30 protein-coding genes are annotated in these 26,399 nt (G+C 63.0%); 22 read left to right on the top strand and 8 right to left on the bottom strand.

All coding sequences use genetic code 11. The features are described from left to right. Nucleotides 1-408: 408 nt before the first annotated feature. Nucleotides 409-1,317 (bottom strand): LysR family transcriptional regulator, encoded by a 909-nt coding sequence (locus tag CFB50_RS33800; RefSeq protein WP_069249693.1) that lies wholly within the window; start codon nt 1,315-1,317, stop codon nt 409-411. A gap of 303 nt (nt 1,318-1,620) precedes the next feature. On the opposite strand from CFB50_RS33800, the gene CFB50_RS33795 reads away from it, so the two are divergent. The 3 genes from CFB50_RS33795 to CFB50_RS33785 all read left to right on the top strand — a co-directional run bounded on the left by CFB50_RS33795 (nt 1,621) and on the right by CFB50_RS33785 (nt 4,312). Further along, on the top strand, nt 1,621-2,607 hold the full coding sequence (locus CFB50_RS33795) for a DUF1852 domain-containing protein (RefSeq protein ID WP_089449051.1): 987 nt from the start codon (nt 1,621-1,623) through the stop codon (nt 2,605-2,607). A 26-nt stretch (nt 2,608-2,633) separates the two neighbouring features. Continuing rightward, nucleotides 2,634-3,662: a methionine synthase gene (locus CFB50_RS33790; RefSeq protein ID WP_089448806.1), complete on the top strand. Its 1,029-nt coding sequence runs from the start codon at nt 2,634-2,636 to the stop codon at nt 3,660-3,662. A 101-nt stretch (nt 3,663-3,763) separates the two neighbouring features. After that, nucleotides 3,764-4,312, top strand: a complete 549-nt coding sequence (locus CFB50_RS33785) for a flavin reductase family protein (protein ID WP_256979394.1) — start codon at nt 3,764-3,766, stop codon at nt 4,310-4,312. A gap of 369 nt (nt 4,313-4,681) precedes the next feature. On the opposite strand, the gene CFB50_RS33780 is transcribed toward CFB50_RS33785, so the two are convergent. The 3 genes from CFB50_RS33780 to CFB50_RS33770 form a co-directional block, all read right to left on the bottom strand. Continuing rightward, entirely contained in the window at nt 4,682-5,485 is an 804-nt protein-coding gene (locus CFB50_RS33780) for a hypothetical protein (protein WP_089448804.1), read from the bottom strand. A gap of 154 nt (nt 5,486-5,639) precedes the next feature. Further along, on the bottom strand, nt 5,640-6,287 hold the full coding sequence (locus tag CFB50_RS33775) for a flavin reductase family protein (protein ID WP_069249689.1): 648 nt from the start codon (nt 6,285-6,287) through the stop codon (nt 5,640-5,642). A gap of 52 nt (nt 6,288-6,339) precedes the next feature. Continuing rightward, nucleotides 6,340-7,338, bottom strand: a complete 999-nt coding sequence (locus CFB50_RS33770) for an NAD(P)H-quinone oxidoreductase (RefSeq protein ID WP_089449050.1) — start codon at nt 7,336-7,338, stop codon at nt 6,340-6,342. A 188-nt stretch (nt 7,339-7,526) separates the two neighbouring features. On the opposite strand from CFB50_RS33770, the gene CFB50_RS33765 reads away from it, so the two are divergent. Both CFB50_RS33765 and CFB50_RS33760 read left to right on the top strand, forming a co-directional pair. Continuing rightward, complete coding sequence (locus tag CFB50_RS33765) at nt 7,527-8,393, top strand: LysR family transcriptional regulator (protein ID WP_089449049.1); 867 nt, start codon at nt 7,527-7,529, stop codon at nt 8,391-8,393. Between the two features lie 372 nt (nt 8,394-8,765). Then, the gene (locus tag CFB50_RS33760) at nt 8,766-9,107 is read left to right on the top strand and encodes a hypothetical protein (RefSeq protein ID WP_089448803.1); all 342 of its coding nucleotides are present in this window, start codon (nt 8,766-8,768) and stop codon (nt 9,105-9,107) included. A 265-nt stretch (nt 9,108-9,372) separates the two neighbouring features. Here the strand turns inward: CFB50_RS33760 and CFB50_RS33755 are convergent, their stop codons facing one another. After that, nucleotides 9,373-9,561 carry a hypothetical protein gene (locus CFB50_RS33755; RefSeq protein WP_069250279.1) on the bottom strand — a complete coding sequence of 63 codons (189 nt, stop codon included), beginning with the start codon at nt 9,559-9,561 and terminating at the stop codon, nt 9,373-9,375. Between the two features lie 123 nt (nt 9,562-9,684). On the opposite strand from CFB50_RS33755, the gene CFB50_RS33750 reads away from it, so the two are divergent. The 12 genes from CFB50_RS33750 to CFB50_RS33695 all read left to right on the top strand — a co-directional run bounded on the left by CFB50_RS33750 (nt 9,685) and on the right by CFB50_RS33695 (nt 20,591). Then, nucleotides 9,685-9,900, top strand: a complete 216-nt coding sequence (locus CFB50_RS33750; RefSeq protein ID WP_011350052.1) for a DUF3820 family protein — start codon at nt 9,685-9,687, stop codon at nt 9,898-9,900. Between the two features lie 205 nt (nt 9,901-10,105). Beyond that, nucleotides 10,106-10,615 carry a DUF1269 domain-containing protein gene (locus tag CFB50_RS33745; RefSeq protein WP_069249686.1) on the top strand — a complete coding sequence of 170 codons (510 nt, stop codon included), beginning with the start codon at nt 10,106-10,108 and terminating at the stop codon, nt 10,613-10,615. Between the two features lie 216 nt (nt 10,616-10,831). After that, nucleotides 10,832-11,347 carry a hypothetical protein gene (locus tag CFB50_RS33740; protein ID WP_069249685.1) on the top strand — a complete coding sequence of 172 codons (516 nt, stop codon included), beginning with the start codon at nt 10,832-10,834 and terminating at the stop codon, nt 11,345-11,347. 104 nt (nt 11,348-11,451) lie between these two features. After that, nucleotides 11,452-12,600: a cytochrome c oxidase subunit II gene (locus CFB50_RS33735; protein WP_089448802.1), complete on the top strand. Its 1,149-nt coding sequence runs from the start codon at nt 11,452-11,454 to the stop codon at nt 12,598-12,600. A 31-nt stretch (nt 12,601-12,631) separates the two neighbouring features. Then, on the top strand, nt 12,632-14,392 hold the full coding sequence (gene ctaD / locus CFB50_RS33730) for a cytochrome c oxidase subunit I (protein ID WP_069249683.1): 1,761 nt from the start codon (nt 12,632-12,634) through the stop codon (nt 14,390-14,392). Continuing rightward, a complete protein-coding gene (locus tag CFB50_RS33725; protein ID WP_089448801.1) occupies nt 14,389-15,000 on the top strand; it encodes a cytochrome c oxidase subunit 3 in 612 nt (203 codons plus the stop codon). The genes ctaD and CFB50_RS33725 overlap by 4 nt, the downstream gene beginning before the upstream one ends. Continuing rightward, nucleotides 14,997-15,716, top strand: a complete 720-nt coding sequence (locus CFB50_RS33720) for a heme-copper oxidase subunit III family protein (RefSeq protein ID WP_089448800.1) — start codon at nt 14,997-14,999, stop codon at nt 15,714-15,716. Before CFB50_RS33725 ends, CFB50_RS33720 begins: the two co-directional genes overlap by 4 nt. A 7-nt stretch (nt 15,717-15,723) precedes the next feature. Beyond that, nucleotides 15,724-16,065 carry a cytochrome C oxidase subunit IV family protein gene (locus CFB50_RS33715; protein ID WP_069249680.1) on the top strand — a complete coding sequence of 114 codons (342 nt, stop codon included), beginning with the start codon at nt 15,724-15,726 and terminating at the stop codon, nt 16,063-16,065. 142 nt (nt 16,066-16,207) lie between these two features. After that, entirely contained in the window at nt 16,208-16,528 is a 321-nt protein-coding gene (locus tag CFB50_RS33710) for a high-potential iron-sulfur protein (RefSeq protein WP_089448799.1), read from the top strand. A gap of 233 nt (nt 16,529-16,761) precedes the next feature. After that, nucleotides 16,762-17,676 (top strand): LysR substrate-binding domain-containing protein, encoded by a 915-nt coding sequence (locus CFB50_RS33705; protein ID WP_089448798.1) that lies wholly within the window; start codon nt 16,762-16,764, stop codon nt 17,674-17,676. Nucleotides 17,677-17,859: 183 nt separating this feature from the next. After that, nucleotides 17,860-19,134 (top strand): dicarboxylate/amino acid:cation symporter, encoded by a 1,275-nt coding sequence (locus tag CFB50_RS33700; RefSeq protein WP_089449048.1) that lies wholly within the window; start codon nt 17,860-17,862, stop codon nt 19,132-19,134. Next, nucleotides 19,131-20,591: an aspartate/glutamate racemase family protein gene (locus CFB50_RS33695; RefSeq protein ID WP_373452987.1), complete on the top strand. Its 1,461-nt coding sequence runs from the start codon at nt 19,131-19,133 to the stop codon at nt 20,589-20,591. Before CFB50_RS33700 ends, CFB50_RS33695 begins: the two co-directional genes overlap by 4 nt. A 190-nt stretch (nt 20,592-20,781) precedes the next feature. Here CFB50_RS33695 and CFB50_RS33690 read toward each other — a convergent pair whose 3' ends face one another. Beyond that, nucleotides 20,782-21,198 carry a plastocyanin/azurin family copper-binding protein gene (locus CFB50_RS33690; protein ID WP_089448797.1) on the bottom strand — a complete coding sequence of 139 codons (417 nt, stop codon included), beginning with the start codon at nt 21,196-21,198 and terminating at the stop codon, nt 20,782-20,784. 384 nt (nt 21,199-21,582) lie between these two features. On the opposite strand from CFB50_RS33690, the gene CFB50_RS33685 reads away from it, so the two are divergent. From CFB50_RS33685 to CFB50_RS33670, 4 genes are all read left to right on the top strand, one after another. Then, the gene (locus tag CFB50_RS33685) at nt 21,583-21,855 is read left to right on the top strand and encodes a metal/formaldehyde-sensitive transcriptional repressor (protein ID WP_089448796.1); all 273 of its coding nucleotides are present in this window, start codon (nt 21,583-21,585) and stop codon (nt 21,853-21,855) included. A gap of 12 nt (nt 21,856-21,867) precedes the next feature. Beyond that, on the top strand, nt 21,868-23,151 hold the full coding sequence (gene dmeF / locus CFB50_RS33680) for a CDF family Co(II)/Ni(II) efflux transporter DmeF (RefSeq protein ID WP_089448795.1): 1,284 nt from the start codon (nt 21,868-21,870) through the stop codon (nt 23,149-23,151). A gap of 2 nt (nt 23,152-23,153) precedes the next feature. Then, a complete protein-coding gene (locus CFB50_RS33675) occupies nt 23,154-23,339 on the top strand; it encodes a DUF1289 domain-containing protein (RefSeq protein ID WP_089448794.1) in 186 nt (61 codons plus the stop codon). A 140-nt stretch (nt 23,340-23,479) separates the two neighbouring features. Next, nucleotides 23,480-24,169, top strand: coding sequence for a response regulator transcription factor (locus CFB50_RS33670; protein WP_089449046.1), 690 nt, complete (start codon nt 23,480-23,482; stop codon nt 24,167-24,169). An 8-nt stretch (nt 24,170-24,177) separates the two neighbouring features. Here CFB50_RS33670 and CFB50_RS40320 read toward each other — a convergent pair whose 3' ends face one another. Both CFB50_RS40320 and CFB50_RS40315 read right to left on the bottom strand, forming a co-directional pair. Further along, complete coding sequence (locus tag CFB50_RS40320) at nt 24,178-24,693, bottom strand: IS5 family transposase (protein ID WP_256978984.1); 516 nt, start codon at nt 24,691-24,693, stop codon at nt 24,178-24,180. Beyond that, on the bottom strand, nt 24,585-24,995 hold the full coding sequence (locus CFB50_RS40315) for a transposase (protein WP_256978861.1): 411 nt from the start codon (nt 24,993-24,995) through the stop codon (nt 24,585-24,587). Before CFB50_RS40315 ends, CFB50_RS40320 begins: the two co-directional genes overlap by 109 nt. Before the next feature lie 134 nt (nt 24,996-25,129). On the opposite strand from CFB50_RS40315, the gene CFB50_RS33660 reads away from it, so the two are divergent. Continuing rightward, entirely contained in the window at nt 25,130-26,362 is a 1,233-nt protein-coding gene (locus CFB50_RS33660) for a sensor histidine kinase (RefSeq protein ID WP_256979393.1), read from the top strand. Nucleotides 26,363-26,399: the final 37 nt, after the last annotated feature.

Below are 26,399 nucleotides of genomic sequence, written 5' to 3'. Positions count from 1 at the left end.
GACGTAGCCACCGGCTTGCCGCAGGCGTGGCCGTCGCAACCGGACGGCTCGCTTGCGACAGCGGTGCCGTCCGGGGACGCTGGCGGTCGGGTCCGGCAACGCGTCACGACGCGCGTGTGCGGTGCCGCCGTCGTCTGGACGACGATGCGGCGCGACGGCATGCGGGCCGGTTGACGGGTGCCGATGTCGTGGGTTCATCGGCGCCTGCCAACGTGTAGCTGCATAGGGCGCAAGCGATGCCCGGTGCTGCTGCGTGAAAAGGGAAGTGAGAGACGGCGGCCGGGGTGCGGGGCGGCAATGGTCGCGTGGCTGAAACGGGTTCGACTGCAGCGCGGGTCGACAAGCACGAAGGCGCGGAAAGCGACCCGTTGCGGTAGCGATTGGTTTTGTTCATGTCCCGATGCAAAACTAGTCTCGCATCTTCGCTTCCGCCCATTTCCACTCCCGCGCAGCCTTTACAAACGCCGCAAGATAATCGACGTCGTCATCGGTCTTGCGCGTGCCGAGGAAAATCTGCTTCGCGATCCCCTTCTTTCCAAGTTGCACGGGGGTAAGCGGCATCCAGCCCGCATATTCTTCCGCGAGCCAGCGAGGCAATGCCGCCACGCCACGGCCGCTCGCCACCATCTGCAGCATGATGTCGGTCGTCTCGATCACCTTGTGGCGCTTCGGCACCCTGTTCGCGGGCGTGAGGAACTGCGTGTAGATATCGAGCCGGTCCGTTTCGACGGGATACGTGATCAGCACCTCGTGCGTCAGCTGTTCCGGCGTGACATACGCTTCTCCGGCCAGCGGGTGATCATCGGCAACCACCAGCACCTGCTCGTAATCGAACACCGGCTCAAAATGCAATTCGGGCTTCTTGAGTGGGTCGGGCGTGACGAGCACGTCGATTTCATAGCCGATCAACGCACCGATGCCGCCGAACTGGAAGCGCTGCTTCACGTCGACATCGACATCCGGCCAGTGCGCGAGATACGGCGACACCACCTTCAGCAGCCATTGATAGCACGGCGCGCATTCCATGCCGATCCGCAACGTGCCGCGCTCGCCCTGCGCGTACTGCCTCATGCGCTCCTCGGCGAGTTCGAATTGCGGCAGCAACCGGTTCGCGAGGCTCAGCAGGTACTGTCCGGCCTGCGTGAGCCGCATGCTACGCCCTTCGCGCGTCCACACGGGCGTGCCGAGCTGCTGCTCCAGCTTCTTCACCGCATGGCTGAGCGCCGACTGCGTGAGATTGAGCGTATCGGCGGCGGCCGTGAGCGAGCCCTGCCGCTCCACTTCCCGCACAACCATCAGATGATTGCGATCCAGCATCGACCACTCCATGAGCAAATTTAATGTTTGCATGAAATAAATCCATTTTTATTCATGCAACGGAAACTATATCATCGCTGCCAGTTACTTTTCTTCCGATGTGAACCAGACGCACGCACCGTGAGCATCGCTCATGGTTGGTTGAAATCGATTCATATCCAGTCGGCCATGGCCCAACGTCGCATTCGTCCGAATGTCGAGGCCAATGAGACTACTGAGCAAAGCGTCGGAACAGAAAAGCGAGCCGCATCGAAAGGCATGGATCAGATGCGGTTTTCATTCCGGGAATCGGAGCGCAAGATCATGACGATTAAAGAGTTTACATTTGCTATTAAAAGTGTCCGTTTCGATGAAGACTATCAGCCTTCGGACAATACGCGCATCACGACCAATTTTGCCAACCTCGCCAGAGGAAAGAGTCGTCAGGAGAATTTGCGCAATACCTTCAGGATGATCGACAATCGCTTCAATGCGTTGGCGCATTGGGACAACCCTGAAGGCGATCGTTATGCCGTCCAGCTTGAAATCATTTCGGTCGAAATGAATATCGGCGGTGAAAGGAGTGGCGCCGCGCTGCCCTTGATCGAAATATTGAAAACGAATATTTTCGATCGAAAAAACAACAAACGCATTGAAGGCATCGCAGGGAATAATTTTTCCTCTTATGTGCGAGATTACGATTTCAGTGTGGTATTGCTGGAGCACAACAAGGATCGGCACGGCTTCAGCACGCCGGAGAATTTTGGGGACCTGCACGGGAATCTGTTCAAGTCTTTCGTGAAGTCGAGCGCCTACACGGATAATTTCACGAAACCGCCCGTTATATGCCTGAGCGTTTCGAGTAGCAGGACCTATCATCAGACTGCAAATCGGCACCCTGTGTTGGGTATCGAATACCGGCAGGACGAGTATTCCTTGACTGACGAGTATTTCGAAAAAATGGGAATGAAGGTGCGCTATTTCATGCCGCCGAATAGCGTCGCGCCGCTGGCTTTTTATTTTACCGGTGATTTGCTGAATGATTACACCAGTCTGGAGCTCATCGGCACCATCAGCACGATGGATATTTTCCAGAAAATTTACCGTCCCGAAATTTACAATGCGAATTCTCCGGCAGGAAAATCCTACCAACCGAGTTTGAAGCATCAGGATTTTTCGCTCACTCGAATTGTTTACGATCGGGAAGAGCGTAGCCGGTTGGCTATCGAACAGGGCAGGTTTGTTGAAGAGCAATTTATCAAGCCATACCAGACCGTTCTTGAGCAGTGGTCTGCGGACTACGCTCTTTGACCAACAAAAACGCAAGGTCGTCTACCGTGAAAAAATTTCTACCCACTTCAACCGCCGGCAGTTTGCCTAAACCTTCGTGGCTCGCACAACCCGAGACACTTTGGTCACCGTGGAAATTGCAAGACGAGGGGCTGGTCGAGGGCAAACAGGATGCGTTGCGACTGTCGTTGCAAGAGCAACAACATGCGGGCATCGATATCGTCAGTGACGGCGAGCAAACGCGCCAGCATTTCGTGACCACGTTCATCGAGCACCTCAGCGGCGTCGATTTCGAGAACCGCAAGACCGTTCGAATTCGCGATCGCTATGACGCCAACGTGCCGACGGTCGTTGATGCGGTGGCAAGACCGAAGCCGGTTTTCGTTGAAGATGCCAAGTTCCTGCGCCAGCAAACCACGCAGCCCATCAAATGGGCGTTGCCGGGTCCGATGACCATGATCGATACGCTGTACGACGATCACTACAAGAGTCGCGAAAAACTGGCCTGGGAGTTCGCAAAGATCCTGAACGAGGAAGCCAGGGAACTGGAGGCTGCCGGCGTCGATATCATTCAATTCGATGAGCCCGCTTTCAATGTTTTCTTCGACGAGGTGAATGATTGGGGCGTCGCGACCCTGGAACGAGCGATCGAAGGTCTCAAGTGTGAAACCGCCGTGCATATTTGCTATGGCTATGGCATCAAGGCCAATACGGACTGGAAGAAGACGCTGGGGTCGGAGTGGCGGCAATACGAGGAAGCCTTCCCCAAGCTGCAAAAATCCAGTATCGACATGGTCTCGCTGGAATGCCACAACTCGCGCGTTCCGATGGATCTGATCGAACTCATTCGGGGCAAGAAGGTGATGGTCGGGGCCATCGATGTGGCGACCGATACCATTGAAACCCCCGAGGAAGTCGCCGGTACGTTGCGAAAAGCACTTCAGTTCGTGGATGCCGACAAGCTCTATCCCTGCACCAACTGCGGCATGGCTCCCTTGTCGCGCGCAGTCGCGAGAGGCAAGCTGAGTGCCTTGAGCGCGGGTGCGGAAATCGTTCGCAAGGAACTCTCGAACTAGTTCCGAACTGACGTCGGACGTAGTGATCGGGAAATTGAAGGCCGTGTGGATTTCAGGGAGTGCATTGAAACGGCTCCCTGAATCTGTCGGAATACACCGCCTTGACCTTTCCGAACCGCACCCAGTATTCGGTATCTACCATGTCACTTTCCAGCACGGCCATCGAGCCTTCGAGCTTTCGCGAAGCGCTCGGCCATTACGCATCCGGTATCACGGTGATTGCATCACACGTCGACGGCGAGCCGGTCGGCTTCACCTGCCAGTCTTTCTACAGCGTGTCGATGAGCCCGCCGCTGGTGTCGTTCAGCGTCATGTCCAGTTCGGCCAGCTATCCAGGCATTCGCCGGGCAGGTCGGTTCGTCGTCAATATCCTGTCGGACGAACAAGTCGGGATTTCCAACCAATTCGCTCGGCGCGGCACGGACAAATGGCACGACGTCGAATGGCAGGAATCGCCGCTGGGGAATCCGATCATTACCGGCAGCCTTCACTGGCTCGATTGCGAAATTTATGCCGAACACGCCGCGGGCGATCACCTGATCGTGATCGGTGAAGTGAAGGCGCTGGATCTGCAGGAAGCTGCTGCTACGCAGCCGTTGCTGTATTTCAAAGGGCAATATCGCAACATCGCCGCGCATGGCGCGGGTTGAATGCTTTCCTGCGCTCAGCGCCCGCGCACGTGTTCTTCCATGCCGCCAGCCTGCTCCTGGCCCGAATGGTTCGAGCCGGACGATACGACGCAGGGCGCTGAATCACACCTCGGAGAATGGCAGGTGGTCTGCCGGTCTTCACGATGCCGAAAGTGATCGGTGGCCGAAAGCACGCCCTGAACGGTCATTCAATGTGTTATTTGACTGACTGTTGGTGGCCGCACGGCGACGTTACCCGTTGCAACGTACGGCAAAACAGGGAAACCCGGTGATCCGGCGATATTTGCAGGCAGTAACCGCCCGACGAGGCAACCGGACTACCGCTCATCACTCAGCCACCGCCGACGATCCGCTCAAGGTGAACTTCGGTCAGGGTTTCACATTCCCTTGCCTGGCGCCTGCGGCCGCAGCAATGCGATTTTGCGCAGCGACGAGTTGGTCATCCGTGGTCGCCACCAGCCACAGACGTGCCTGCTCCTCGATCTGGCGGTTGTGATCCTTCAACGGGCCCATCGCGGCAGCGGCCTTCCAGACGACCGGGGCGATGCGGCTTTTCCTGCCTGACGGCGCGCCTACCAGCAGGCAGTAAGGACCCAGCGGGAGCGATACAAACGGAAGTGCCGGACTGGCACGCACGCGCCAGTCGATGAAGGGCGTGTCGCCGATCAGCAGCGGCATGGGCAAGCCGTGGAGCACACTGAAATCGTACAGCGCCAGTTGATCCCGCATGCCGGCGTAAATACGCCGGATGTCATCGACAACCGCCGCGCGGATCTCGTCATCGAACATGGGTTCCTGCGCGTATCGGGCAAACGCCTTTCGAGCGTCCCATTGATATGCGCTGAACAGGCCAATCTCCACGCAGTCCTGCACCGCGCGCTGGACATCCGCTGCAGAACCGGCTTCCTCCGGCGTAACCAACTGAGCGGCCCGCAAAAAACGGGCAAGTCCAGCGTCGTGGATCGCAGGCCCCTCCGCGGATGCATCGTCTTCAGCGCCCTTGCCAAGGGGCACATAGATATATTTCTCGGCCGCGAAATGCGACTTCTTGCCCTCGTCAAACCTGATTTCGCCATCAACGCAGTCCAGATAGCGAGTCCCGATTCGACCATGCTCCCAAACCCAATTTTTCAGGAGCGGACGGAGTGGATGCAGTCTGTCGTGATCGGTCATGGAAGCCTCCTGGTTGCCCAGTATAGTTCCAAACGTCTGCTGTCAGGCTCGGCGAACAGGCACTTTCGACCCTCAACAGCCGCTTGGCCCGGGATCAAGTCAACGCAGCTTCCGAGGTCCAACGGCCCTTCACGAGCCGACTGCGCCATCTCCGTCATCGTGCGACGGGGGGATTCGCCCCGGGCGGGCGCCCAATATCGAATCGACTCTCGGGTGCGACGAGCGCATAGGCCGATGGGCCGCCTGCCCGAAGAATGATGCCTGCGCCGAAGGTGTCGAAGGTGCCGTCTTTAAGCAAGTCCTGGCGAATGTGAACAGCCACGACTTCTCCCAGCACGAGCCATGTGGTGACAGGCGTGCCTTTGTGATCGCGAAGCTGGATCACATCGGTGAGCTTGCATTCGAAGTTGACACCGCTCTCCGCCACGCGTGGAACGGCGACTTGCCGGGACGGAGCGGGGGTCAGCCCGGCCACTTCAAACTCGTCGACTTCGTAAGGCACCATTGCGCACGTTGCATTCATCTTTTCGGCGAGATCGCGTGTGGTGAGGTTCCACACAAACTCCCCCGTTTCTTGCACGTTGCGTAGGCTGTCCTTCGCGTCGATGCTCGAGAAGCCGATGATCGGCGGATGGTAGTTGAAGGCGTTGAAAAAGCTGTATGGCGCGAGATTCAGCATGCCGTTGCTGCCGCGCGTGGAAATCCATCCGACGGGCCTTGGACCGACAATCGAATTGAATGGATCGTGCGGCAATCCATGGCCTTGTGACGGTTCGTAGTAGTGGTAGCGTGCATCAGTCATGGTTCTGATCGGAGAGGTGAGTAATGGCAAGTCAGGTGGCCGGAGCTGCGCGTCAGTCTACGCCTGCCGCCCGGGTCGTCAGCACGATCTTGCCGATATGCGTGCCCGAGTCCATCAGCGCATGCGCGCCGCGCGCATCGTCGAGATCGAAGGTCCGATAGATCAGGGGCTTCACCGCGCCACGCCGGATGTGCGGCCACACCGATCGCTTGAGATCCTCGATCAGCTCCGCCTTCTCCTCGTGCGTGCGCGAGCGCAGCGTCGAGCCAATGTGCATGAGGCGCTTCGCCAGCATCGGGAACAGGTCGAGTGCTGGCGCGGGCCCCTTGATCACGCCGATCTGCACGATGCGGCCGTTCATCGCGGCCGCCGCGTAATTCCGCGCGACGTAATCACCGGCGACGATATCGACGACCACGTCGACGCCGCGCCCATCCGTCGCGCGCATGACTTCCTCGACGAAATCCTCGTTGCGGTAGTTAACCGCGACATCGGCACCTAGCGCGATGCTTGCGGTGCGGTGCGCGTCGGAGCCGACCGTCGTGATGATCTTCGAGGCGCCGAACGCCTTCGCGAGCATCGTCGCCGTGGTGCCGATCCCCGATGCGCCGCCATGGATCAGCACGCTTTCGCCAGCCTTGAACTTGCCGCGCTGGAACAGGTTCAGCCATACCGTCAGAAAGGTTTCGGGGAGCGCGGCCGCCTCGACCATCGTGAGACCATCGGGAACCGCGAGCGTGTTGCTCTCGTGCGCGACGGCGTACTCCGCATAGCCGCCCCCCGGCACCAGCGCGCAGACGAGATCGCCGACCGCGAACCGGGTCACATCGCGCCCGACGGACACGATGTGACCCGCGATTTCGAGCCCGGGAATGTCCGACGCGCCCGGTGGCGGATCGTACAACCCTTTGCGCTGCAGCACGTCAGGACCGTTCACGCCGGCCGCATGAATGCGGATCAGCACTTCGTCGTCGGCCGGCGCGGGAACAGGACGCTGCACGGGTGCCAGCACATCCGGGCCGCCCGGCCGCGTAATGTCGATCGCGGTCATCGCCGCGGGAATGCCTTTCGTTTCGTGTGACACAACTTCATCCTTTTTAAAATGCCGGATGCGCCGCGGATTCGAGCGACCCGCCGAATCGCCGCATCGGTTGAAAAAAGTGTAGTCGCGCAGCCTGCGCTTGACGTGCAGCGAATTGCTGGACGTATGATGCAAATTTGCATCACGCCGGGGGCGACATGAACTGGGACGACGCGCGCATCTTCGTCGCGCTCCATCGGGAAAGGACCTTGCGGGCCGCCGCCCGCGCGCTCGACATCGATCAGGCCACCGTGGGCCGCAGGCTTGCGGCGCTCGAGCACGCGCTCGGCGCGACGCTGTTCCTGCGTACGTCGAACGGCTATGAGCTCACGCCGGTCGGCAGGATCGCGATCCGTGCAGCCGAGGCGATGGAGCAATCCGCACACGATCTCGTGCGCCACACGCAAGGCGTGGACAAGCGGCTCGCCGGCGAGGTGAAGCTATCGACGACGGATGCGCTGGCCCACGAGTTCGTGATGCCGGCCCTCGCGCGCCTGCATGCGAAGCATCCGGACGTATCGGTGATGCTCGACACGACGAGCCTGCTCCTCAATCTCGCGAAGCGCGAAGCCGACATCGCGATCCGGACCGTCAAGCCCCGAAATCCGGACCTGCTCGCCCGCCGCCTGGCGCGCTGGGAAGTGGGGCTGTTCGCGTCGCCCGACTATGTGCGGCGCCATGGCGACCCGGTGCCGGGCGAGCGGTTCGCCGGGCATGATCTCGTCGTCTACCAGCCGTATTTCGCCAAGGCGCGGGTGCCGGCGTTCGTCGGGGAACCGCTGACGGACGGCCGCATCGTCGCACGGCTGAACACGAACCTGACGTTGCGCGCGGCACTCAAGGCAGGGCTCGGCATCAGCGAGATACCCGTGCCGATGGGCGAACGAGACGGCCTTGTGCGGATCTGGCCGGACCGTACCAACGACGCGTCGTATGAGGTTTGGCTCGTCACGCATCAGGATCTGCGGCATACGGCGCGCATCCGCGTGACGATCGAAGAGATCGTCGTTGCGTTCGGCGGATAGCAGCGAATACCCTGCTCGTGGCGGTGGAGGCTGTCACTTCTTCCCCCTGAACGACTGGATGAGCGGCAATCAAGGCCTACGCCCCAATTGAGTTTATCGGCACGAGACAGCCCGTTATGCGGGCGGAGCGGACGCACACATGTCCGTCTCAGTGCAAGGCGGGATGTCCGTCGTTGGACGAATGCCGCCCGATGCGAGGGGCGGCGCCCCATGCTTGGCTGCAAGCGCAGCCTGTCGGACAACGGTCCCGAAATGCGCAGCCGCTCGCCCGTCGAGCCCACACGTTTGATCCGCCGCAAGCGCATCGTAATCGCTGCTCATGTGCTCGCAATGGCGAGTACACTGAAAATGCCCTAGAAACAGGAGAAAGCGATGATCGACGCTGGCCCCCAAAGCACCTTCCGAGGGCTGCCGCTGACCGTGGAGCAGGACGCGGAAGTGAGGCACTACATCAAGGATCGGATTCGGCGTGGGCTGCCATGGGACACGTCGGAGTTGAGTGCGATGCTCAAGGACATGCTGCATCCCCCGAGCGACGGTGACAGTGATGGCGATCGCGAAGGCGACGATGATTTTGCCTCCCCGGCAGACGAAGCCAGAGCGGCCGCCGAGCGCGCGACGGCCTCGGTCGACGAAGCGATGGACCCGATCGAGGCGAATGAGGAGTGGCATGCGGCCATGGAGTCGGAGGGCATGAAAGGGCCCAGACGATAAAAGCGGAGCAACGACGCTCCGAGTCCTCGCCGCGCCCCATACGGGGAATGCGCGCCGGATGCCACGCGTTTCAGGAAAGGCGCGTTGCGGCGGAGCGCACACGGCGGGACTGCCGACGCGCGCGGCGATTTCCTCGTGAGAATCTCGACACGCAATCCGTTCCCGGGAAATTCCGGGCAAAGCCCATCGCGCCACCCATGTCGCATGGCGCCGGCGGAACTGCGAGCCGCATCTCGTCGCCGGGTGCCCGACAGCGGGCGCCCTGTCAGTGCCTGATCACGCAGACGGCGACGATTTCGTATCCGGGGTCGGCATGCACGTGCGCCGCCTTTTCCGCTTCCTCATACGAACCAAACGACGTGGCATCCTCGACTGCCGGCGCCATGCCGATATCGCCATCCTCGGCGGTGCAGAGGAACTGCTCGCCGGTCTTCACGACGTAGACGGACAACATGATTCCCTCCATCGTGTGCAGGGGGGAATTCCAGTCTAGCAGGCGAGAAAAGGGGCGCAGGCAGTTCGCTGAGTCCTTTTCGCGAGGTCTGCGACAGGACCGAAAAGCCGTGCACAATACCGCATGCAAAATCCAGACCTCGAACACCTCGTCACCGTCACCATGCCCTTCGGGAAATACAAAGGCCGGCTGATTGCCGACCTGCCCGGGCCTTACCTCAATTGGCTGGCGCGCGAAGGGTTTCCGCGCGGCGAAATCGGCCGGCAGCTCGCGCTGATGCACGAGATCGACCACAACGGCCTGCGGGACTTGCTGGCGCCGTTGCGCAAACGCGGATAGCGCCCATCGGGGGCGAATGTCCCGGGCCCCCGCATCGATCGATCGTGATCGACGATCACCACCGTGCTTCAACCCCACCTGCCACGCGCGCCGAATGCCCGCATGCGACCCCGTCCGTGGCGCGTATGCACCTAGCGCGTCGCCGATGCTGACATAGAATAGAAGACATTGTGGACGCGTTGATGGCAAGAAAAGGGGTGCCAACATGAGACGCCTTTATTTCCTCGTACCTGATACCCAGATGGCGAAGGCCATCGTCGATGATCTATTGCGCGCACGCATCGTCTGGCGCCATATCCACGTGCTCGCCGACCACAGCGTCACACTCGATCAGTTGCCCGAAGCATCGTTGCTGCAAAGCAGCGATGTCGTGCATGCACTCGAGCGCGGCGTCGCGCTCGGCGGCGCGGCCGGTGCGCTGATCGGCCTCGTCGCGCTCGTATTTCCTCCGGCGGAGCTCGTGATCGCGGGCGGTGCCGTCGTCGGATTGACGTTGGCCGGTGCGGGTTTCGGGGCGTGGACCGCCGCGATGATCGGCATCTCGGAACCGAACGCGCGACTCCAGCGATTTCGCGAGGCGATCCAGGCAGGCCAGATCCTGATCATGGCCGACGTGCCGGCATTGCGAGAGCAGGAAATCGAAGAGATGGTCGCTCAGCATTTTCCGAAGGCGGACCTGGAAGGCGCCGAACCTACGTCACCGATCTTCCCCTGACGCGCGACAGCAAGCCGGCCTGCCCGACACCCGGTTGCATCGTCGCGTTTCGTCGAGCGTACGGCCGCGACCGCGGGCCGCGCGTGGAGCGGGTCGTGCACACGTCGCGCAGGCAACCCTGTCCGCCATGCCGGATCGCGCAGGCGACGCAGGCCCGACGCGCGTGACGCCTTTGGAACCGAAGCGCCGACGTCGAAGCGTCAACAAGGAGGTCGTATGGAACTGCACATTCAATCGCACCATTGGGAGCGTCGTACGCCCGACTGGGTCGCCGCTGCCGTGGCCGGTCTCGCGGGCGGCGCGCTGGTGATCGCGCTGGAATTCATCTGGTCGACCCTGGTGCTCGGCTCGAGCCCGTGGCAACCGACCCACAAGATCGCAGCGATGGTGATGGGCCGCAGCGCGCTCGGCCAGATGACGCAATTCAACCTCGAAATCGTGGCGATGGCGCTGCTGTTGCACTACGTGCTCGGCGCGATCATGGGGATGATGCTCGCCGCGATCATGGCGCCTTTCCGCCTCGATTCGAGCGTGGGCATGGAAGCCGCGATCGGGCTGGCGTTCGGGATCGTCGCGTATGGGTGGAACTTCTACGTGATGACGGCCGTGTTCCCGTGGTTCGTCTCCGAGCGGGGTTCCGGACCCTTGCTGGCCAACCTGTTGTTCGGCGTGGTTGCGGCCATCACCTACGGCAGGCTGGAGCGATTGCGCAAGCAGAACGCGGACGACTGACACATCGCGTTTCCCGCCGCGCCGAGCGTGAACACGCGGCGCCCGCGGGCGATATGGAGCCGGGCGTCGGCGGCGCCGGTGAGTGACATGCAGCGAGGCGGCCTATGGTCCTTGCGATTGCCCTGGTCCTGATCATCGTGCTGGCGGTGGGGTTTCACTTTGCCAGCCCGTGGTGGATCACGCCGATCGCGTCGAACTGGGTGCGCATGGACGACATGCTGACGATCACGCTCGTCATCACCGGCGCATTCTTCATCGCCATCAACCTGTTCATCGTGGTCGCCCTGGTGCGCTATCGCCACCGCAGCGGGCACCGGGCGGCCTACGAACCGCACAACCGGAAACTGGAATGGTGGCTGATCGGCCTGACCATCGTCGGCGTGGCGGCGTTGCTCGCGCCGGGCCTGTTCGTCTACGCGGACTACATCCGGCCGCCGCGCAACGTACTGCAGATGGAGGTGCTCGGTCAGCAATGGCAATGGCGCTTCCGCTTCGCCGGGCCCGGCGGCAAGCTGGGCACGACCGACGTGCGCTACATCAGCAACGACAACCCGTTCGGCCTGAACCCCGCCGACCCGAACGGCCGTGACAACTACCTGATCGAAAGTCCCGAGGTGCACCTGCCGCTCAACCGGCCGGTCCAGGTCCTGACACGGTCGCGCGACGTGCTGCACGACTTCTACGTTCCACCGTTCCGGGCGCGGATGAACATCGTGCCGGGCATGGTGACCACCTTCTGGTTCACGCCGACCAAGGCAGGGCGCTACGACATCCTGTGCGCGCAGCTCTGCGGGATCGGGCACGCCGGCATGCGCGGCGTGGTGGTGGTGGAAGACGAAGCCGCGTTCTCGCGCTGGCTGGCGCAGCAGACCACGTTCGCGCAGCAGCAGATGGCCCACGTGCAGGCCGCGCCGGCCGCCGCGGGCGGCAGCGCGCAGGCGCTGGCCAACCTGGGCAAGACGCTCGCGGCGGCCAAGGGCTGCGTCGCCTGCCACACCGTGGACGGCAGCCCGCTCGTGGGCCCGACCTGGAAGGGCCTGTACGGCAAGACCGAAACGATGGCCGACGGCAGCACCGCGAAGGTGGACGAAGCCTATCTGCGCGCGTTCATTCGCAATCCGACGGCCCGTGTCGTGAAGGGCTTCTCGCCGATCATGCCGCACTTCGACCTGAGCGAGCAGGAACTGACCGCGCTGGTGGCCTATATCAAGGCGCAAGGCGGGACGCCCGCCGGCACCGCGGCCCAGCCCTAGCGGAACGGACGAATCAGACGGAGCACACGCCATGACCTACGCGCACACCGACCACGTCCCGCACAGCTTCTGGACCCGCTACGTGTGGAGCCAGGACCACAAGGTCATCGCCGTGCAGTACGCACTGACGGCCATCGCGATCGGCCTGGTCGGCCTCGTATTGTCAGACCTGATGCGGCTGCAGCTCGGCTTTCCGGGCAAGTTTTCGTTCATCGACGCGAACCACTACTACCAGTTCGTCACCATGCACGGGATGATCATGGTGATCTACCTGCTGACGGCGCTGTTCCTGGGCGGCTTCGGCAACTACCTGATCCCGCTGATGCTCGGCGCGCGCGACATGGTGTTCCCGTTTCTCAACATGCTGAGCTACTGGGTCTACCTGCTGGCCGTGCTGGTGCTGGTGGCGAGCTTCTTCGTGCCGGGCGGGCCGACCGGCGCGGGCTGGACGCTGTATCCGCCGCAGGCGATCCTCCCGGGCACGCCGGGCGTGGAATGGGGCATCGTGCTGATGCTCGTGTCGCTGGCGATCTTCATCGTCGCGGCCACGATGGGCGGCCTCAACTACGTGACCACCACGCTGCAGGCACGCACGCGCGGCATGACGCTGATGCGCATGCCGCTCACGGTGTGGGGCATCTTCATCGCGACCATCATGGCGCTGCTGGCGTTTCCGGCGCTGTTCGTGTCGGCGGTGATGATGCTGTTCGACCGGACGCTCGGCACCAGTTTCTTCATCCCGGCCGTGGTGTCGATGGGGCAGACGCTGAAGCATGCCGGCGGCAGCCCGCTGCTGTTCCAGCACCTGTTCTGGTTCTTCGGGCATCCGGAGGTCTACATCGTCGCGCTGCCGGCCTTCGGCATCGCGTCGGATCTCATCAGCACGCACGCGCGCAAGAGCATCTTCGGCTACCGGATGATGGTGTGGGCGATCGTGATCATCGGCGCGCTGAGCTTCGTGGTCTGGGCGCACCACATGTTCATCGCCGGCATGAATCCGTACTTCGGTTTCTTCTTCGCCACCACGACGCTCATCATCGCCGTCCCGACCGCCCTCAAGGTCTACAACTGGGTGCTGACACTGTGGCGCGGCGATATCCACCTGACCGTGCCGATGCTGTTCGCGATCGGCTTCGTCAGCACCTTCGTGCTGGGCGGGCTGACCGGGCTCTACCTCGGCAACGTGAGCGTGGATATCCCGCTGTCGAACACGTACTTCGTCGTCGCGCACTTTCATATGGTGATGGCCGTGTCGCCGATCCTCGTGGTGTTCGGCGGCCTCTATCACTGGTATCCGAAGGTGACGGGCCGCATGCTCGACGACACGCTCGGGCGCGCGCACTTCTGGATCACCTTCGTCGGCACCTACGCGATCTACTTCCCGATGCACTATCTCGGCGTCCTGGGCATGCCGCGGCGGTATTACGCGTATCAGGGCTACAGCTTCATTCCGCATTCGGCGCAGACGCTCAATACGTTCATCACGATCGTCGCGCTGATCGTCGCGGTGGCACAGCTGCTGTTCCTGTTCAACCTCGCGTGGAGCCTCCGCCACGGCCGGCTTGCGGGCGGCAACCCGTGGCGAGCCACCACGCTCGAATGGCAGACGCCGCAAACGCCGCCCGTGCACGGCAACTGGGGCCCGACGCTTCCCGTCGTCTACCGCTGGGCATACGAATACAGTCCGCCGGGGCAGGAGGAAGATTTCGTGCCGCAAAACCAGCCGCCCGCGACGGTGCCCGAACCCGCGGCGGCCCACCCGACGCTCCACCCCGGCGAGACACACAAATGACCACGCTGCCGCGCCCGTTCGTTCCCGATGCGCCACCCGGTTTGCCGAATGCGGGCCGCACCGGCCTGGTCGTGTTCATGGCGGTGGCGACGACGTTGTTTTCGCTGCTGCTGCTCGCTTATGCGATGCGCATGCGCGAACCCGACTGGCAACCGATCCCGCATCCGGCGTTGCTATGGTGGAACACCGGCGCGCTGGCGCTGGCCAGCATCGCGATGCAGCGAGCCCGGCGGATAGGCCCGTACCGCACGGTGTGGCTGGTATCCGGCGGCGTACTGGCGGCCGTGTTCGTGATCGGGCAACTGGTTGCGTGGCACATGCTGTCGGCGGCCGGGCAGACCGTCACCGACAATCCGTCCAACAGCTTCCTCTACCTATTGACCGGCCTGCACGGGTTGCATGTGCTGGGCGGGTTGGTGGCGTGGGGCGTGACGATCGCGCCGCTCCGACGCGCGGATCCGTTCCGGGCCCAACGGGCGATCGCGCTGTGCGCGCTGTACTGGCATTTCCTGCTCGCAGTCTGGCTCGTGCTGCTGGCGGCGATGTGGTGGTTGACCCCCGGAATCGTCGCGGCCGTCTGCGGGCCGCTATACGGAGCCGCGCCATGACAGCGCCCACCGTCCACACCGAATCCGCTGCCGAATCGTCTGCGGTGCCGACCGCCGACGCGCGGCCCGACGGCTGGCGTGGCATCGTCACGGACTGGTCGTCCGACCGCGAAGCCTTCCGGGTGCCGTGGGGCAAGGCGATGATGTGGATCTTCCTGCTGTCGGACACCTTCGTCTTCAGCAGCTTCCTGATCGGCTACATGTCGGTGCGCATGTCGACCACGGCGCCGTGGCCCGACACGTCGAAGGTGTTCGGGCTCACGGTGGGCGGCCTGGATGTGCCGTTGCTGCTGATTGCCATCATGACGTTCATCCTGATCACCAGCAGCGGCACCATGGCGATGGCGGTCAACTTCGGCTACCGGCGCAACGCCAGGCGCGCCGGCGCGCTGCTGCTCGCGACGGCGCTACTGGGCGCGAGCTTCGTGTCGATGCAGGCCCTCGAATGGACCAAGCTGATCGTCCACGAAGGTATCCGGCCCTGGGGCAACCCGCTCGGCGCGGCGCAGTTCGGCGCGTGCTTCTTCACGATCACCGGGTTCCACGGCTTTCACGTGACCTGCGGCGTGATCTACCTGCTGCTGATCGCGCGCAAGATCCGGCAGCCGGGATTCACCGAACACGGCAACTTCCAGATCGTCGAGATCGCCGGGCTGTACTGGCACTTCGTCGACCTGGTGTGGGTGTTCATCTTCGCGCTGTTCTATTTGTGGTGAGGCAGCCATGGAGCACATCGATCCCGCCGATCGACCCGACGCCGCGCACGGCCAGCAGCATCCGATCGGCCTCTACCTGAAGATCTGGGGCCTGCTGTTCGTGCTGAGCACGTTGTCGTACCTGGTCGACTACTTCAACGTGCAGGGCCTGATGCGCTGGGTACTGATCGTCGTGCTGATGATCGCGAAGGCCGGGCTGATCGTGTCGATCTTCATGCACATGATGTGGGAGCGGCTGGCGCTCGTGTACGCGATCCTGATCCCGCCGCTGTGCCTGCTCGTGCTCATGGTGCTGATGGCGGCGGAAGCGCATCACACGTTCGGGATGCGGGCGTTGTTCTTTCGCTGATTCCGTCGTCGATCGTGCGTTGGCCTGATTGGGCGCGATGCCTGCGCGATCGACCGGCGCCGATTCGGAGCAGACGGCGTTCCTTCATCGGGGAACGGCGCTTCCCGGACATCCGTTCATGCAAACCTGAAGGGAGGATTCCATGAAATTTTCACGTCGACGTTTCATTGCAGTCACCTCCGTGCTCGCCTCCTCGCTCGCCGTTGGACGCCGCGCGACGGCGGCGGATGCCGGGGCCGGTGTCGTGCAGGAAACCGATGCCAATGCCCAGGCGCTCGGCTACAAGGCGGATGCCGGCCGGGTCGATCACGCGAAATACCCGAAGTTCCACGCGGGCGACACCTGTGCGAATTGCCAGTTCTTCCAGGGCAAGGCCGGCGCCGCGACGGGGGCGTGCGCCGTTTTCGGCGGCAAGCAGGTCAGTGCGAAAGGCTGGTGCAACAGTTATACGAAGAAGGCGTAGCAAGGGCGGGACGGGCTGGCGGCCGTCCCGCCGAAACGCCGTTGTCGCCCGCGAACATCGTCCCGTCAGCGACGATGCAGAACGACGACGTTCAGGTCGGCCACGGGCGCCATGGCGAACGCCGACGCGAGGCGCCGGATCGAGCACATACAATGTGAGCGTCCGCCGGCCCGCGCATCCCCCTGACTTCGGTGACGCGCAGGCCGATCCCACCGCGATCCTCCAAGGCCAACATGGAAATCAAATGGATCGAGGATTTCCTCGCCCTCGCTCAGTATCAAAGCTTTTCCCGGGCGGCGGAGTTCCGCAACGTCACACAGTCGGGTTTCAGCCGCCGCATCCAGTCGCTCGAACAGTGGATCGGGGCCGAACTGATCGATCGCAGCAGCTTTCCGCCAGTGCTGACCCCGGCGGGCCGCCTGTTCCGCGAGACGGCCGAAGACGTGCTCAGCCGCCTGTTCGACACGCGTGCCATCATCCGCACCGAGCAGCGGATCGCCGGCAAGAGCCTGCAGATCGCCGCGGGCCACACGATCGCGCTGAGTTTCCTGCCGGCCTGGCTCAAGGCGCTCGCGCCGCATTTCGGCGAAGTGCGGGCGCGCGTCATTCCGACCAATGTCCACGACTCGATCCTGATGCTCGTCAACGGCAACTGCGAGCTGATGTTTGCGTATCACCATCCGGAACTGCCGCTCCATCTCGATCCGGTGAAATACGAACACCTGACCGTGGGCCTCGATACGTTGATGCCGGCATGTAGGCCCAACCATCGATCGGCGCCGGCCTTTCGCCTTCCCGGGACGAAGCAGCATCCGCTGCCGCTGATCTCCTATACGGAAACCAGCTACTTCGGGCGATGCCTCGCGCTGCTGCTCGGTCGCGCACCGGATGCACCGGCCTTGCAACTGCACTACGAATCCGACATGGCCGAGGTGCTGAAGAAACTCGTGATGGAAGGCGAGGGTGTCGCGTGGCTGCCCCGGAGCGCGATCGCGGCGGAACTGGCGGCCGGCGAACTCGTGCCGGCCGGGCCGGCGGCCTGGAACCTCGACGTCGAACTGCGCGTGTATCGCGATGGATCGAATCGCAGTGAATTCCTGGACACCCTCTGGCAGCACCTGCGCGCGGCGCCTTCGCGGCTCGGCTGAGTCAGGGTTTTCCCGCCTTATGCGGCGCTCGCATACCGCCATGTTGCACCGGCATCACGGTTTTATCGACGGTCCCTACCATTCGTTCCAACGGCAAATGTGACGCATGACCCGCGTCGCGCTGCCTTCATCGCAGCGGCGGTCCGCCTTCCGGCGGACGGGTGCCACCACGGACGGATGGACATGAAAAATCGCCTTACCTTAAGCATCGCAGTCGGCATGATTCTCGGAGTCGCCGCCGGCTATCTCTGCCACACCCACATCGCGGACCCGGGCGCGCTCAAGGCGATTGCCGGCTATTTCTCGATCGTCACCGACATCTTCCTGCGCCTGATCAAGATGATCATCGCGCCGCTGGTGTTCGTGACGCTCGTGTCGGGCCTGGCCGGCATGGACAGCGGCGAGGACGTCGGGCGCATTGGCCTGCGCTCGATCGGGTGGTTCATCTGCGCGTCGCTGATTTCGCTGAGTCTGGGCCTCGTCATGGCCAACGCACTGCAGCCGGGCGCCGGCCTGTACCTCACGGAAACCGCCGGCGAGGTCAATACCGGCTTGAACACGGCCGCGCTGAACGCCCGGGACGTGATCACGCATGCGTTCCCGACCAGTCTGCTCGACGCGATGGCGCGCAACGACATCCTGCAGATCCTGGTGTTCTCGGTCTTTCTCGGCGTCGCGCTGAGTGCGCTGAAGCACGACAGGCGCGTCGGCGTCGTGATCCAGTCGATCGACGGGATGGTGCCGGTGATGCTGCGCCTGACGAATTACGTGATGCGCGCGGCGCCGCTCGGCGTATTCGGTGCGATCGCATCGTCGGTCACGCTGCGCGGGCTCGACGTGATCTACACGTATGGAAAGCTGATCGGCGCGTTCTATCTCGGCTTGCTCGTCCTCTGGATGCTGCTGATCGGCGCCGGCTATGCGTTTCTCGGGCGACGCGTCGTGAGCCTGCTGAAGGCCGTGCGCGAACCCGCGCTGATCGCCTTCTCGACCGCGAGCAGCGAGGCCGCCTATCCGCGCCTGACCGAGCAGCTCGAGCGGTTCGGCGTCGACAAGAAGGTGGTGGGCTTCACGTTGCCGCTGGGTTACGCATTCAACCTCGACGGCTCGATGATGTATCAGGCGTTTGCCGCCATCTTCATCGCCCAGGCGTTCGGCGTGCACATGCCGCTGTCGGAGCAGGTGTTCATGCTGCTGGTGCTGATGTTGAGCAGCAAGGGAATGGCGAGCGTGCCGCGCGGCTCGGTGGTCGTGGTCGCGGCGGTCGCGCCGATGTTCCATTTGCCGGTGGCCGGCGTCGCGATGGTCCTCGCGATCGACCAGATTCTCGACATGGGGCGCACGATGACGAACGTGATCGGCAACAGTGTGGCGACGGCCGTGATCGCGAAGTGGGAGGGCCGGCGAGCGGTGAAGTCGAACGGCGCCGTATTCGACGAGCCGGAGCTGAATGCATGATGCGTACGGACAGCGTGAACACCCGGCAAAAATTCGGCGTGGTCGGCGGTCTCGGGCCGCTGGGGAGTGCCGACGTGTTCTTCAAGATGGTGAAGGCGACGCCGGCGTCTTCCGACGATGAGCATATCGAAGCGATTTTCGAGCAATACCCGTTCAATGGCGCGGGGTCAGGCAGTGCGGCGACCATCGAACGCAAGCTGTACGTGTTCGACATGATCCGGGCGTTCGAGCAGCGTGGCGTGACGACGGTCGTGCTCCCGTGCTTTCTGAGCCACACGTTCATCGACGAGCTGAAGGCGAATACGCGGCTGCCTATCGTGGATATCGTCGAAGCCGTTCGCAGCCATGTGCAACGCAAGTATCCCGGCGCGACGCGCATTGGCGTGCTCGCTTCCGACTACGTGCGGGACAAACGGCTCTTCGATGCATATTTCCCGTCGCCGCCATTCGACATCGTCTATCCGCGTTCGTACGATGGCGTCGATCTCGTGACCGAAGCCGTCTACGGTGCCGACGGCATCAAGCGCGGCAATCTCGGGGGCCGCCCGGTCGAGCTGTTGCGCCGAGCCTGTGAGGACCTGGTCGATCAGGGCGCGCAGGTCATCGTTCCGGGGCTGACCGAGATTGCGCTGGTCGCGGACGAAATCGGCCCGTTGCCGGTGCCGTTGATCGATTCGAATCTCGCCTACGCGCAGTACGCGGTATCGGCGCCGCTCGGCTCCCGTGCATCGACGTTCAAGATCGGCGTGGTCGGCGGCGTGGGCCCGGCCGCGACGGTCGATTTCCTGGACAAGATCGTGCGCAACACGCCGGCGGCGCGCGACCAGGACCATATCAAGCTGCTGGTCGAGCAGAATCCGCAGATTCCGGACCGGACGGAGAACCTGGTGGGTAGCGGCACGGATCCGACGATCGCGTTGTACGCGACCTGCAAGCAGCTCGAGGCGGGCGACGCCGATATCATCGCGATTCCGTGCAACACCGCGCATGCCTTCGTCGAACGGATCCAGCCGACCCTCGGCATTCCGATCGTCAACATGCTGACGGTAACGGTCGCCCATCTGCGCGACACGTATCCGGGGCTCCGCGATGTCGGCGTATTGGCGACGTCCGGCACGATCGAAAGCGGTGTGTACAGGAAGGTGCTGGAATCGCAAGGACTCCGTCAGGTCGCACCGGCGCCGGCCTTGCAGGCGCGCGTGATGGAAGCGATCTATGGAACGCACGGCGTCAAGGCCGGCTTCACGACCGGACAGTGCGAGGACGACATCGGTGCCGCAATCGATGCGCTGATCGCCGAAGGCGTGAACGTGATCGTGCTCGGGTGTACCGAATTGCCGATCCTGCTGCCGGGCGGCGAATACGTGACGCGCAACGGCAGTCGGGCAACGCTGGTCGACCCGACCGACGTGCTGGCCCGGACGTGCGTTGCCCATGCGCTGGCGGCGGCCGGCTGAGCCGGTTTCCGTGTGGCGAATCGCGGACCTGTGCGCGGGCGCCGATCGATCGGCTTGACGCAGAGGACGCGCCGATAGATGACGTGAAGCGGTGTCCACGTCGACGACGCACACGCCGCGCGACGTGGCGAAGTCTTCTATTCCGCACGCACGGCGTCGGTATCAGGCGCCTTCGGTTCGGCCAGGCGATTCACGGCGTGACGACAAGCACGGTATGCATACCGGCAGCATAGTGTCCCGGCTTGTTGCAGATCAGCGCGTAGCGTCCGGGCACGAGCGTGAATGACGCGCGTTTGCGCTTGCCCGGTGCGATGTCTTCGACTTCGCCGATCTTTTTCAACTTGTGTTCCAGCACCTGGCCTTTGCGGACAGGGAGTGCGTCGTCCGCGAGATCGGTCCTGAGCAGGACGAGTTCGTGTTCCATGTTGTTGTCCGCGGCATTCCTGACATCAAGCGTGACGCGGCCCGCTTTCACGTTGTGTGTCTCGAGCTGGATCGCGTTCGACAGCAACGTCGCGTTGACGGTTTGCTCTGCCCGGCTGGCAGGCGAGGTCATGCCGAGCGCAGTCACGCCGGCGAGGATGGCGATTCGGTAAGTGGCGTTCATGATGGCTCCCGGTGCAACGAAATACCGCGCCCGCCAGGCGTCCGGCGAATGCCGCATGTGATATGCCGCGCACGCAGATACCCCTGCCAGTGCGACGGCACGAACGCTTTCCTTGGGCGGTACGTGCTGTAAACGTGCGCTGCGAGGCGTTTATTCCCGGGGTCGGCCAAGCGTCCTTTGCGTGGGGCGTTCTTGCAACACAGGAACGTCGCCGGCCGATCGTGCACGCCGGCTTGCGCCACGCGGTCTCTGCTGCAATGTGGCGCGTCATCGGCCGATCCGGCCTCTCGGCGCCAACCTTGCGTTATCCCGACAGATACCCCTCCTCCCTATATGGAATCGGGAATTGGAATATACTCCCCCCCGCTATATGAAGGAGCCATCATGAGCCACACCGTCAAGGAAAAGCAGAAGCTGCTGAATCGCGTCCGCCGCATCAAGGGGCAGGTCGAAGCCATCGAACGTGCACTGGAAGAGGAGCGCGGCTGCAATGAAATCCTGCAACGCATCACGAGCAGCCGTGGCGCGATGAACGGGCTGCTCGCGGTCGTGCTCGAGGATCACATCCGCAGCCACCTCGTCGATGCCGAGGGGCACGAGGACGAAGGCAGCGCGACCGAACAGCTGATCGAAGTCGTTCACAGCTATTTCAAGTAATCGAGTGCAGCGATGAGCGAATTCAAGGATGCCGCGTTTGGTGCGGGGCACGACCATATTTTCCTGGGCGCCGCGCACGCGGAAAACGAGCGCAGGACCTGGATGGTGATCGGGCTGTGCGCGGCGATGATGGTGGCCGAGATTGTCGGCGGCTCGATCTTCGGCTCGTTGGCGCTCATCGCCGACGGGCTGCACATGTCGACGCACGCTGGCGCAATGCTGATTGCCGCGCTGGCGTACACGTATGCGCGCAAGCATGCGAGCGACCCGCGATTCGTATTCGGCACGGGCAAGCTTGGTGATCTGGCTGGCTTCACGAGCGCGATCGTGCTCGCGATGATCGCGCTGCTGATCGGGTATGAGGCGATCGCACGCTTGCTCGCCCCGGTGCCGATCCATTTCGGCGAAGCGATTCCAATTGCTGTGGCCGGCCTGCTCGTCAACATCACGAGCATCTGGCTGCTGAGCGGTGATCACCATGGCCATAGCCACGGTCACGGCCACCATCACGGGCATGCTCATGGCAATCACGACGATCACGCGCACGAAGGCGAAGTGCACAAGATATTCGATCAACGGGGCGCATTCCTCGTGTCGGTGTTCGAGGAGGGTGTTCCTCCCGTGTTCCGCGTGGCCCCTGCCACACGCGATACGACGCTCGTCGATGCGAAGGCCGTGTCGGTGACGACGATCCGTCCGGACGGTACCCGGCAAACATTCGCGATGACAAGTCGCGGTGGCTATCTGGAGTCGGTCGACGCTATCCCTGAGCCTCATGAGTTCAAGGCCATCGTTCGATTGAACGGTCGCGAGCATGAACTGGCGTTCGAAGAGCACGATCACGGTACATCGAGCTCGGCGACGCGGGATCACAACATCCGCTCCGCCTACATTCACGTGATTGCCGATGCGGCAGTCTCGGTTCTGACGATCATCGGCCTGTTGCTCGCGCGTGCGTTCGGCTGGGTCTGGATGGATCCGCTCGCCGGCATCATCGGCGCGCTGGTGATTGCGAACTGGTCGTACGGCCTGATGCGCGACACGGGTGGCATCCTGCTCGACATGAGCCCGGATCGCCGGCTGGCGGACAACGTGCGCACTGCCATCGAAGGCGGCGGCGACCGGATCAACGATCTGCACGTCTGGCGCCTCGGGCCGGGTCACATGAGCGCGGTCGTCTCCGTCTCAACCGACGACACGGCGCGGGATTCGCGCTTCTATCACGGCCTGCTGCAACGCTTCAAGGATCTGTCGCACGTGACCGTCGAGGTCGTTCCGGCGGCGAGGGGACATTGAGGATGGCGGTCAAATCGCCTTGTATTGAAGTGTGCTCGTTCGACGGCAGGACCGGCTACTGCGTGGCGTGCTTGCGTACGCGGGAAGAAGCGCGCGCATGGAAGAAAATGACGGACCATCGACGTCACCAGATCGTGAATGATCGTGCGCGGAGGCAGGCGAAGCTGCCCAAAGTAGAGACAGACTGATTGCGGGCGCTCAGGGTATAACCAAGTCAGTGAGATTCGTTGCGCGTCGAGCGACTATCGATCGGTCGACGGCGACGGAATTCCCCCTGATGGAAGCGCATGGCAGAATCGATCTGGCATGCGGACCTTTGGAGAACACCTTGCGCGTACTCGTCATCGAAGACGACGCCAGCATCGCGGCCAACCTCTACGACTATCTGGAGAGTGCAGGCTACGAGGTCGACATGGCCATGAGCGGCCCTGCCGGCCTGAAGCTGGCCGTGTCGCAAACTTGGGACGCGATTCTGCTCGACCTGTCGCTACCGGGCATGGACGGGCTGACGTTGTGCCGCAAGCTGCGCGAAGAGAATCATCGCGATACGCCGGTGCTGATGCTGACGGCAAGGGACACGCTGGACGACAAGCTCGACGGGTTTGACCACGGCGCTGACGATTATCTCGTCAAGCCGTTCTCGCTCAAGGAAGTCGGCGCGCGTCTCGGCGCACTGGTCAAACGCTACCGCGGGCAGGTTGCCGAGACCGCGCTGTGTTGCGCCGACGTCTGCCTCGACCTGAAGACGCTGACCGTCGAGCGGGCCGGCCGGCCAGTCAAGATGCCGCCCAAATGCCTGCATCTGCTGCGCCTGCTGATGCAGACGCCAGGCCGGGTGATCGGTCATGCGGAACTCGAAGCCGAAGTATGGGGCGAAGCGCTGCCTGACAGCGACACGCTGCGCGCGCACGTCTATACGTTGCGCCGCGCACTCACCGCGCAGGGCGAGCGCGATCCGATCGAGACCGTTCATGGTCTCGGCTACCGGTTCGGGGCGGGCGACGATCGTGCGCTTTAGAGGCCAGTTCAAAAACCTTGCTCAGCTCGCCTGAAGACGTTCCAGCAGACGAGCGAGCAGCCAAGTTTCAAGAATGCTTCGTGAATGTCGGCACGTCGCTCGAAGCGCGTGCGTAGACGACGGAAATTATGGAGCCAGGAGTGCGTACGCTCGACCACCCAACGATACTTGCCGAGCCCGCTGCCGTGTTCGGTCCGGCGCTTCGCGATCACGGGCCTGATGCCGCGCTCACGCAGCGCACGTCGGTGTCGTGTGGAATCGTAGCCGCGATCGGCGTAGACGACGCCGGGCTTCTGAAGTGGTCGGCCACGGACACCGCGAATCGGCGGAATTGCATCAACGAGCGGCAGCAACTGCGTGACGTCGTTGGCGTTCGCGCCGGTCAGGATCGCGACGACGGGAACGCCGTTGGCGTCTACGAGGATGTGGTGCTTGGAACCGGGTCGCGCACGATCCGTGGGGTTCGGGCCAGTTTTTCGCCCGCCCCAACGGCGCGCACGGACGACGAATCGACCGCAGCGTATGACAGATCGATCTGGCCGGCCGCACGCAACTTGTCGAGCAGCAACTCGTGCAGTTGGTCCCATACACCAGCCTTTTGCCAGTCGTTCAATCGCCGCCAGCAAGTTGCGCCCGAGCCGAAGCCCAGCCGAGTCGGCAAGTGGTTCCAGCGGATTCCCGTTTTGAACACGAACAGGATGCCGTTGAGCGCCGCACGATCGCAAACGCGCGGACGACCAGGATCGCTCTTCGCACGAGGCTTCGCGGGCGGCAGCAATGGTTCGATCAGTATCCACAGTTCGTCGTCAATGATCGGCGCTTCCATCCTTGGGCTTCCGTTGTTCTGGTGCCCAAGGTTAACAGCTCGCCGAGGAAGTAAACAGCCCCCTCACGGGGTTTTTGAACTGACCTCTTAGTCTTCGCGCCAAAGTTGCGCTTTTCTTCTCCGCGCTGACGATCGTGCTGCTCATCGCGCAGGCGCTGGGTGTCAAGACGCTCGCCGAAGCGCAGGAGGAGCGACTGATCACCGCGCTGATTCGCGACGACCTGGCCAGCGTGCTGCGTTCGTATCGCAGCGACCCGGCGCTGATGCCGCCGTTCGACGTCCGCTTGAACGGCTATGTATCGGAGGCGGACCGCCCGCAATTGGCGCTGCCGGATTCGGTCACGCAGCTCGCCGACGGCACGCACGAGATCATTCTCGACGACCGCGAGATCCACGTCGCAATCGTGTCGCTCGGCGCGGGCCGCCTCTATCGTGTGTATGACTTCAGCACGTACGAGCAGCGATTCCGGCAGGTGATCAACGCGCTGATGGCCGGCACCGGCGTGTTCGCGCTGTTCACGATCTGGTGCGCGTTCTGGCTGTCGGGGCTGCTGGTGCGGCAGGTCGCGAGCCTGGCGCAGCAGGTGAAGTCACTGCGGCTCGGCGGATCGGCATCGCTCAATACCGGGAAGTACGACGAGGCTGAAGTGGGCGAGCTGGCCGAAGCGTTCAACGACTACCACCGGCGCATGGCCGAGATGGTCGAACGTGAAAAGGAATTCGCCGGGAACGTCAGTCACGAGCTGCGCACGCCGCTGACCGTGATCAAGACCAGTTGCGAACTGCTCGAGCACGACGCATCGATCGGTGCGAAGTCGCGCGCCCGCCTGCAGCAGATCGAACACGCGGCGGACGGGATGAAGGATCTGGTCGATGCGCTGCTGCTGCTCGCGCGTGAGAAGCAGCCTGCCGACGTCGGGGCCGTGTGCCTCGTCGGCGCGATCGAGGAAGCCGTCGATCCGGCCGCCGCGACGCTGAACGCCAACGGTATCGAGATTCGGATCGATATCGATCGCAGCGTGCAGGTGGAGGCCAGCCGCTCCGTGCTCGGGCTGGTCCTGTCGAATCTGATCGACAACGCCGTTCGCTATACGGATCGTGGCGAGATCGCGTTCTCCTTTGCGGACGGCTGGCTGCAAATCGAGGACACCGGGCACGGCATCCCCGCCGACGCGTTGCCGCACGTGTTCGATCGCGGCTACCAGGCGCGCACCGCAGCACCGGGGTTTGGCATCGGCCTGTCGATCGTGAAGAAAATCTGCGATCGCCATGGGTGGGCGATCCGGATCGACAGCGAGCCGAACAAAGGCACACGCGTGTCGCTGCGCCTGCCGGCCGCGAAACCGGCGCGAATCGAGTCGACCTGACCCTTGGTTGACGAAAACTTCACAACCGGTTGCGTAG

The sequence above is a fragment of the Burkholderia sp. AU33423 genome, from assembly GCF_002223135.1.
GTDB lineage: Bacteria > Pseudomonadota > Gammaproteobacteria > Burkholderiales > Burkholderiaceae > Burkholderia > Burkholderia lata_D.
The sequence above is the reverse complement of the archived record's forward strand: the minus strand, read 5'-3'. Positions and strand labels throughout refer to the sequence as shown.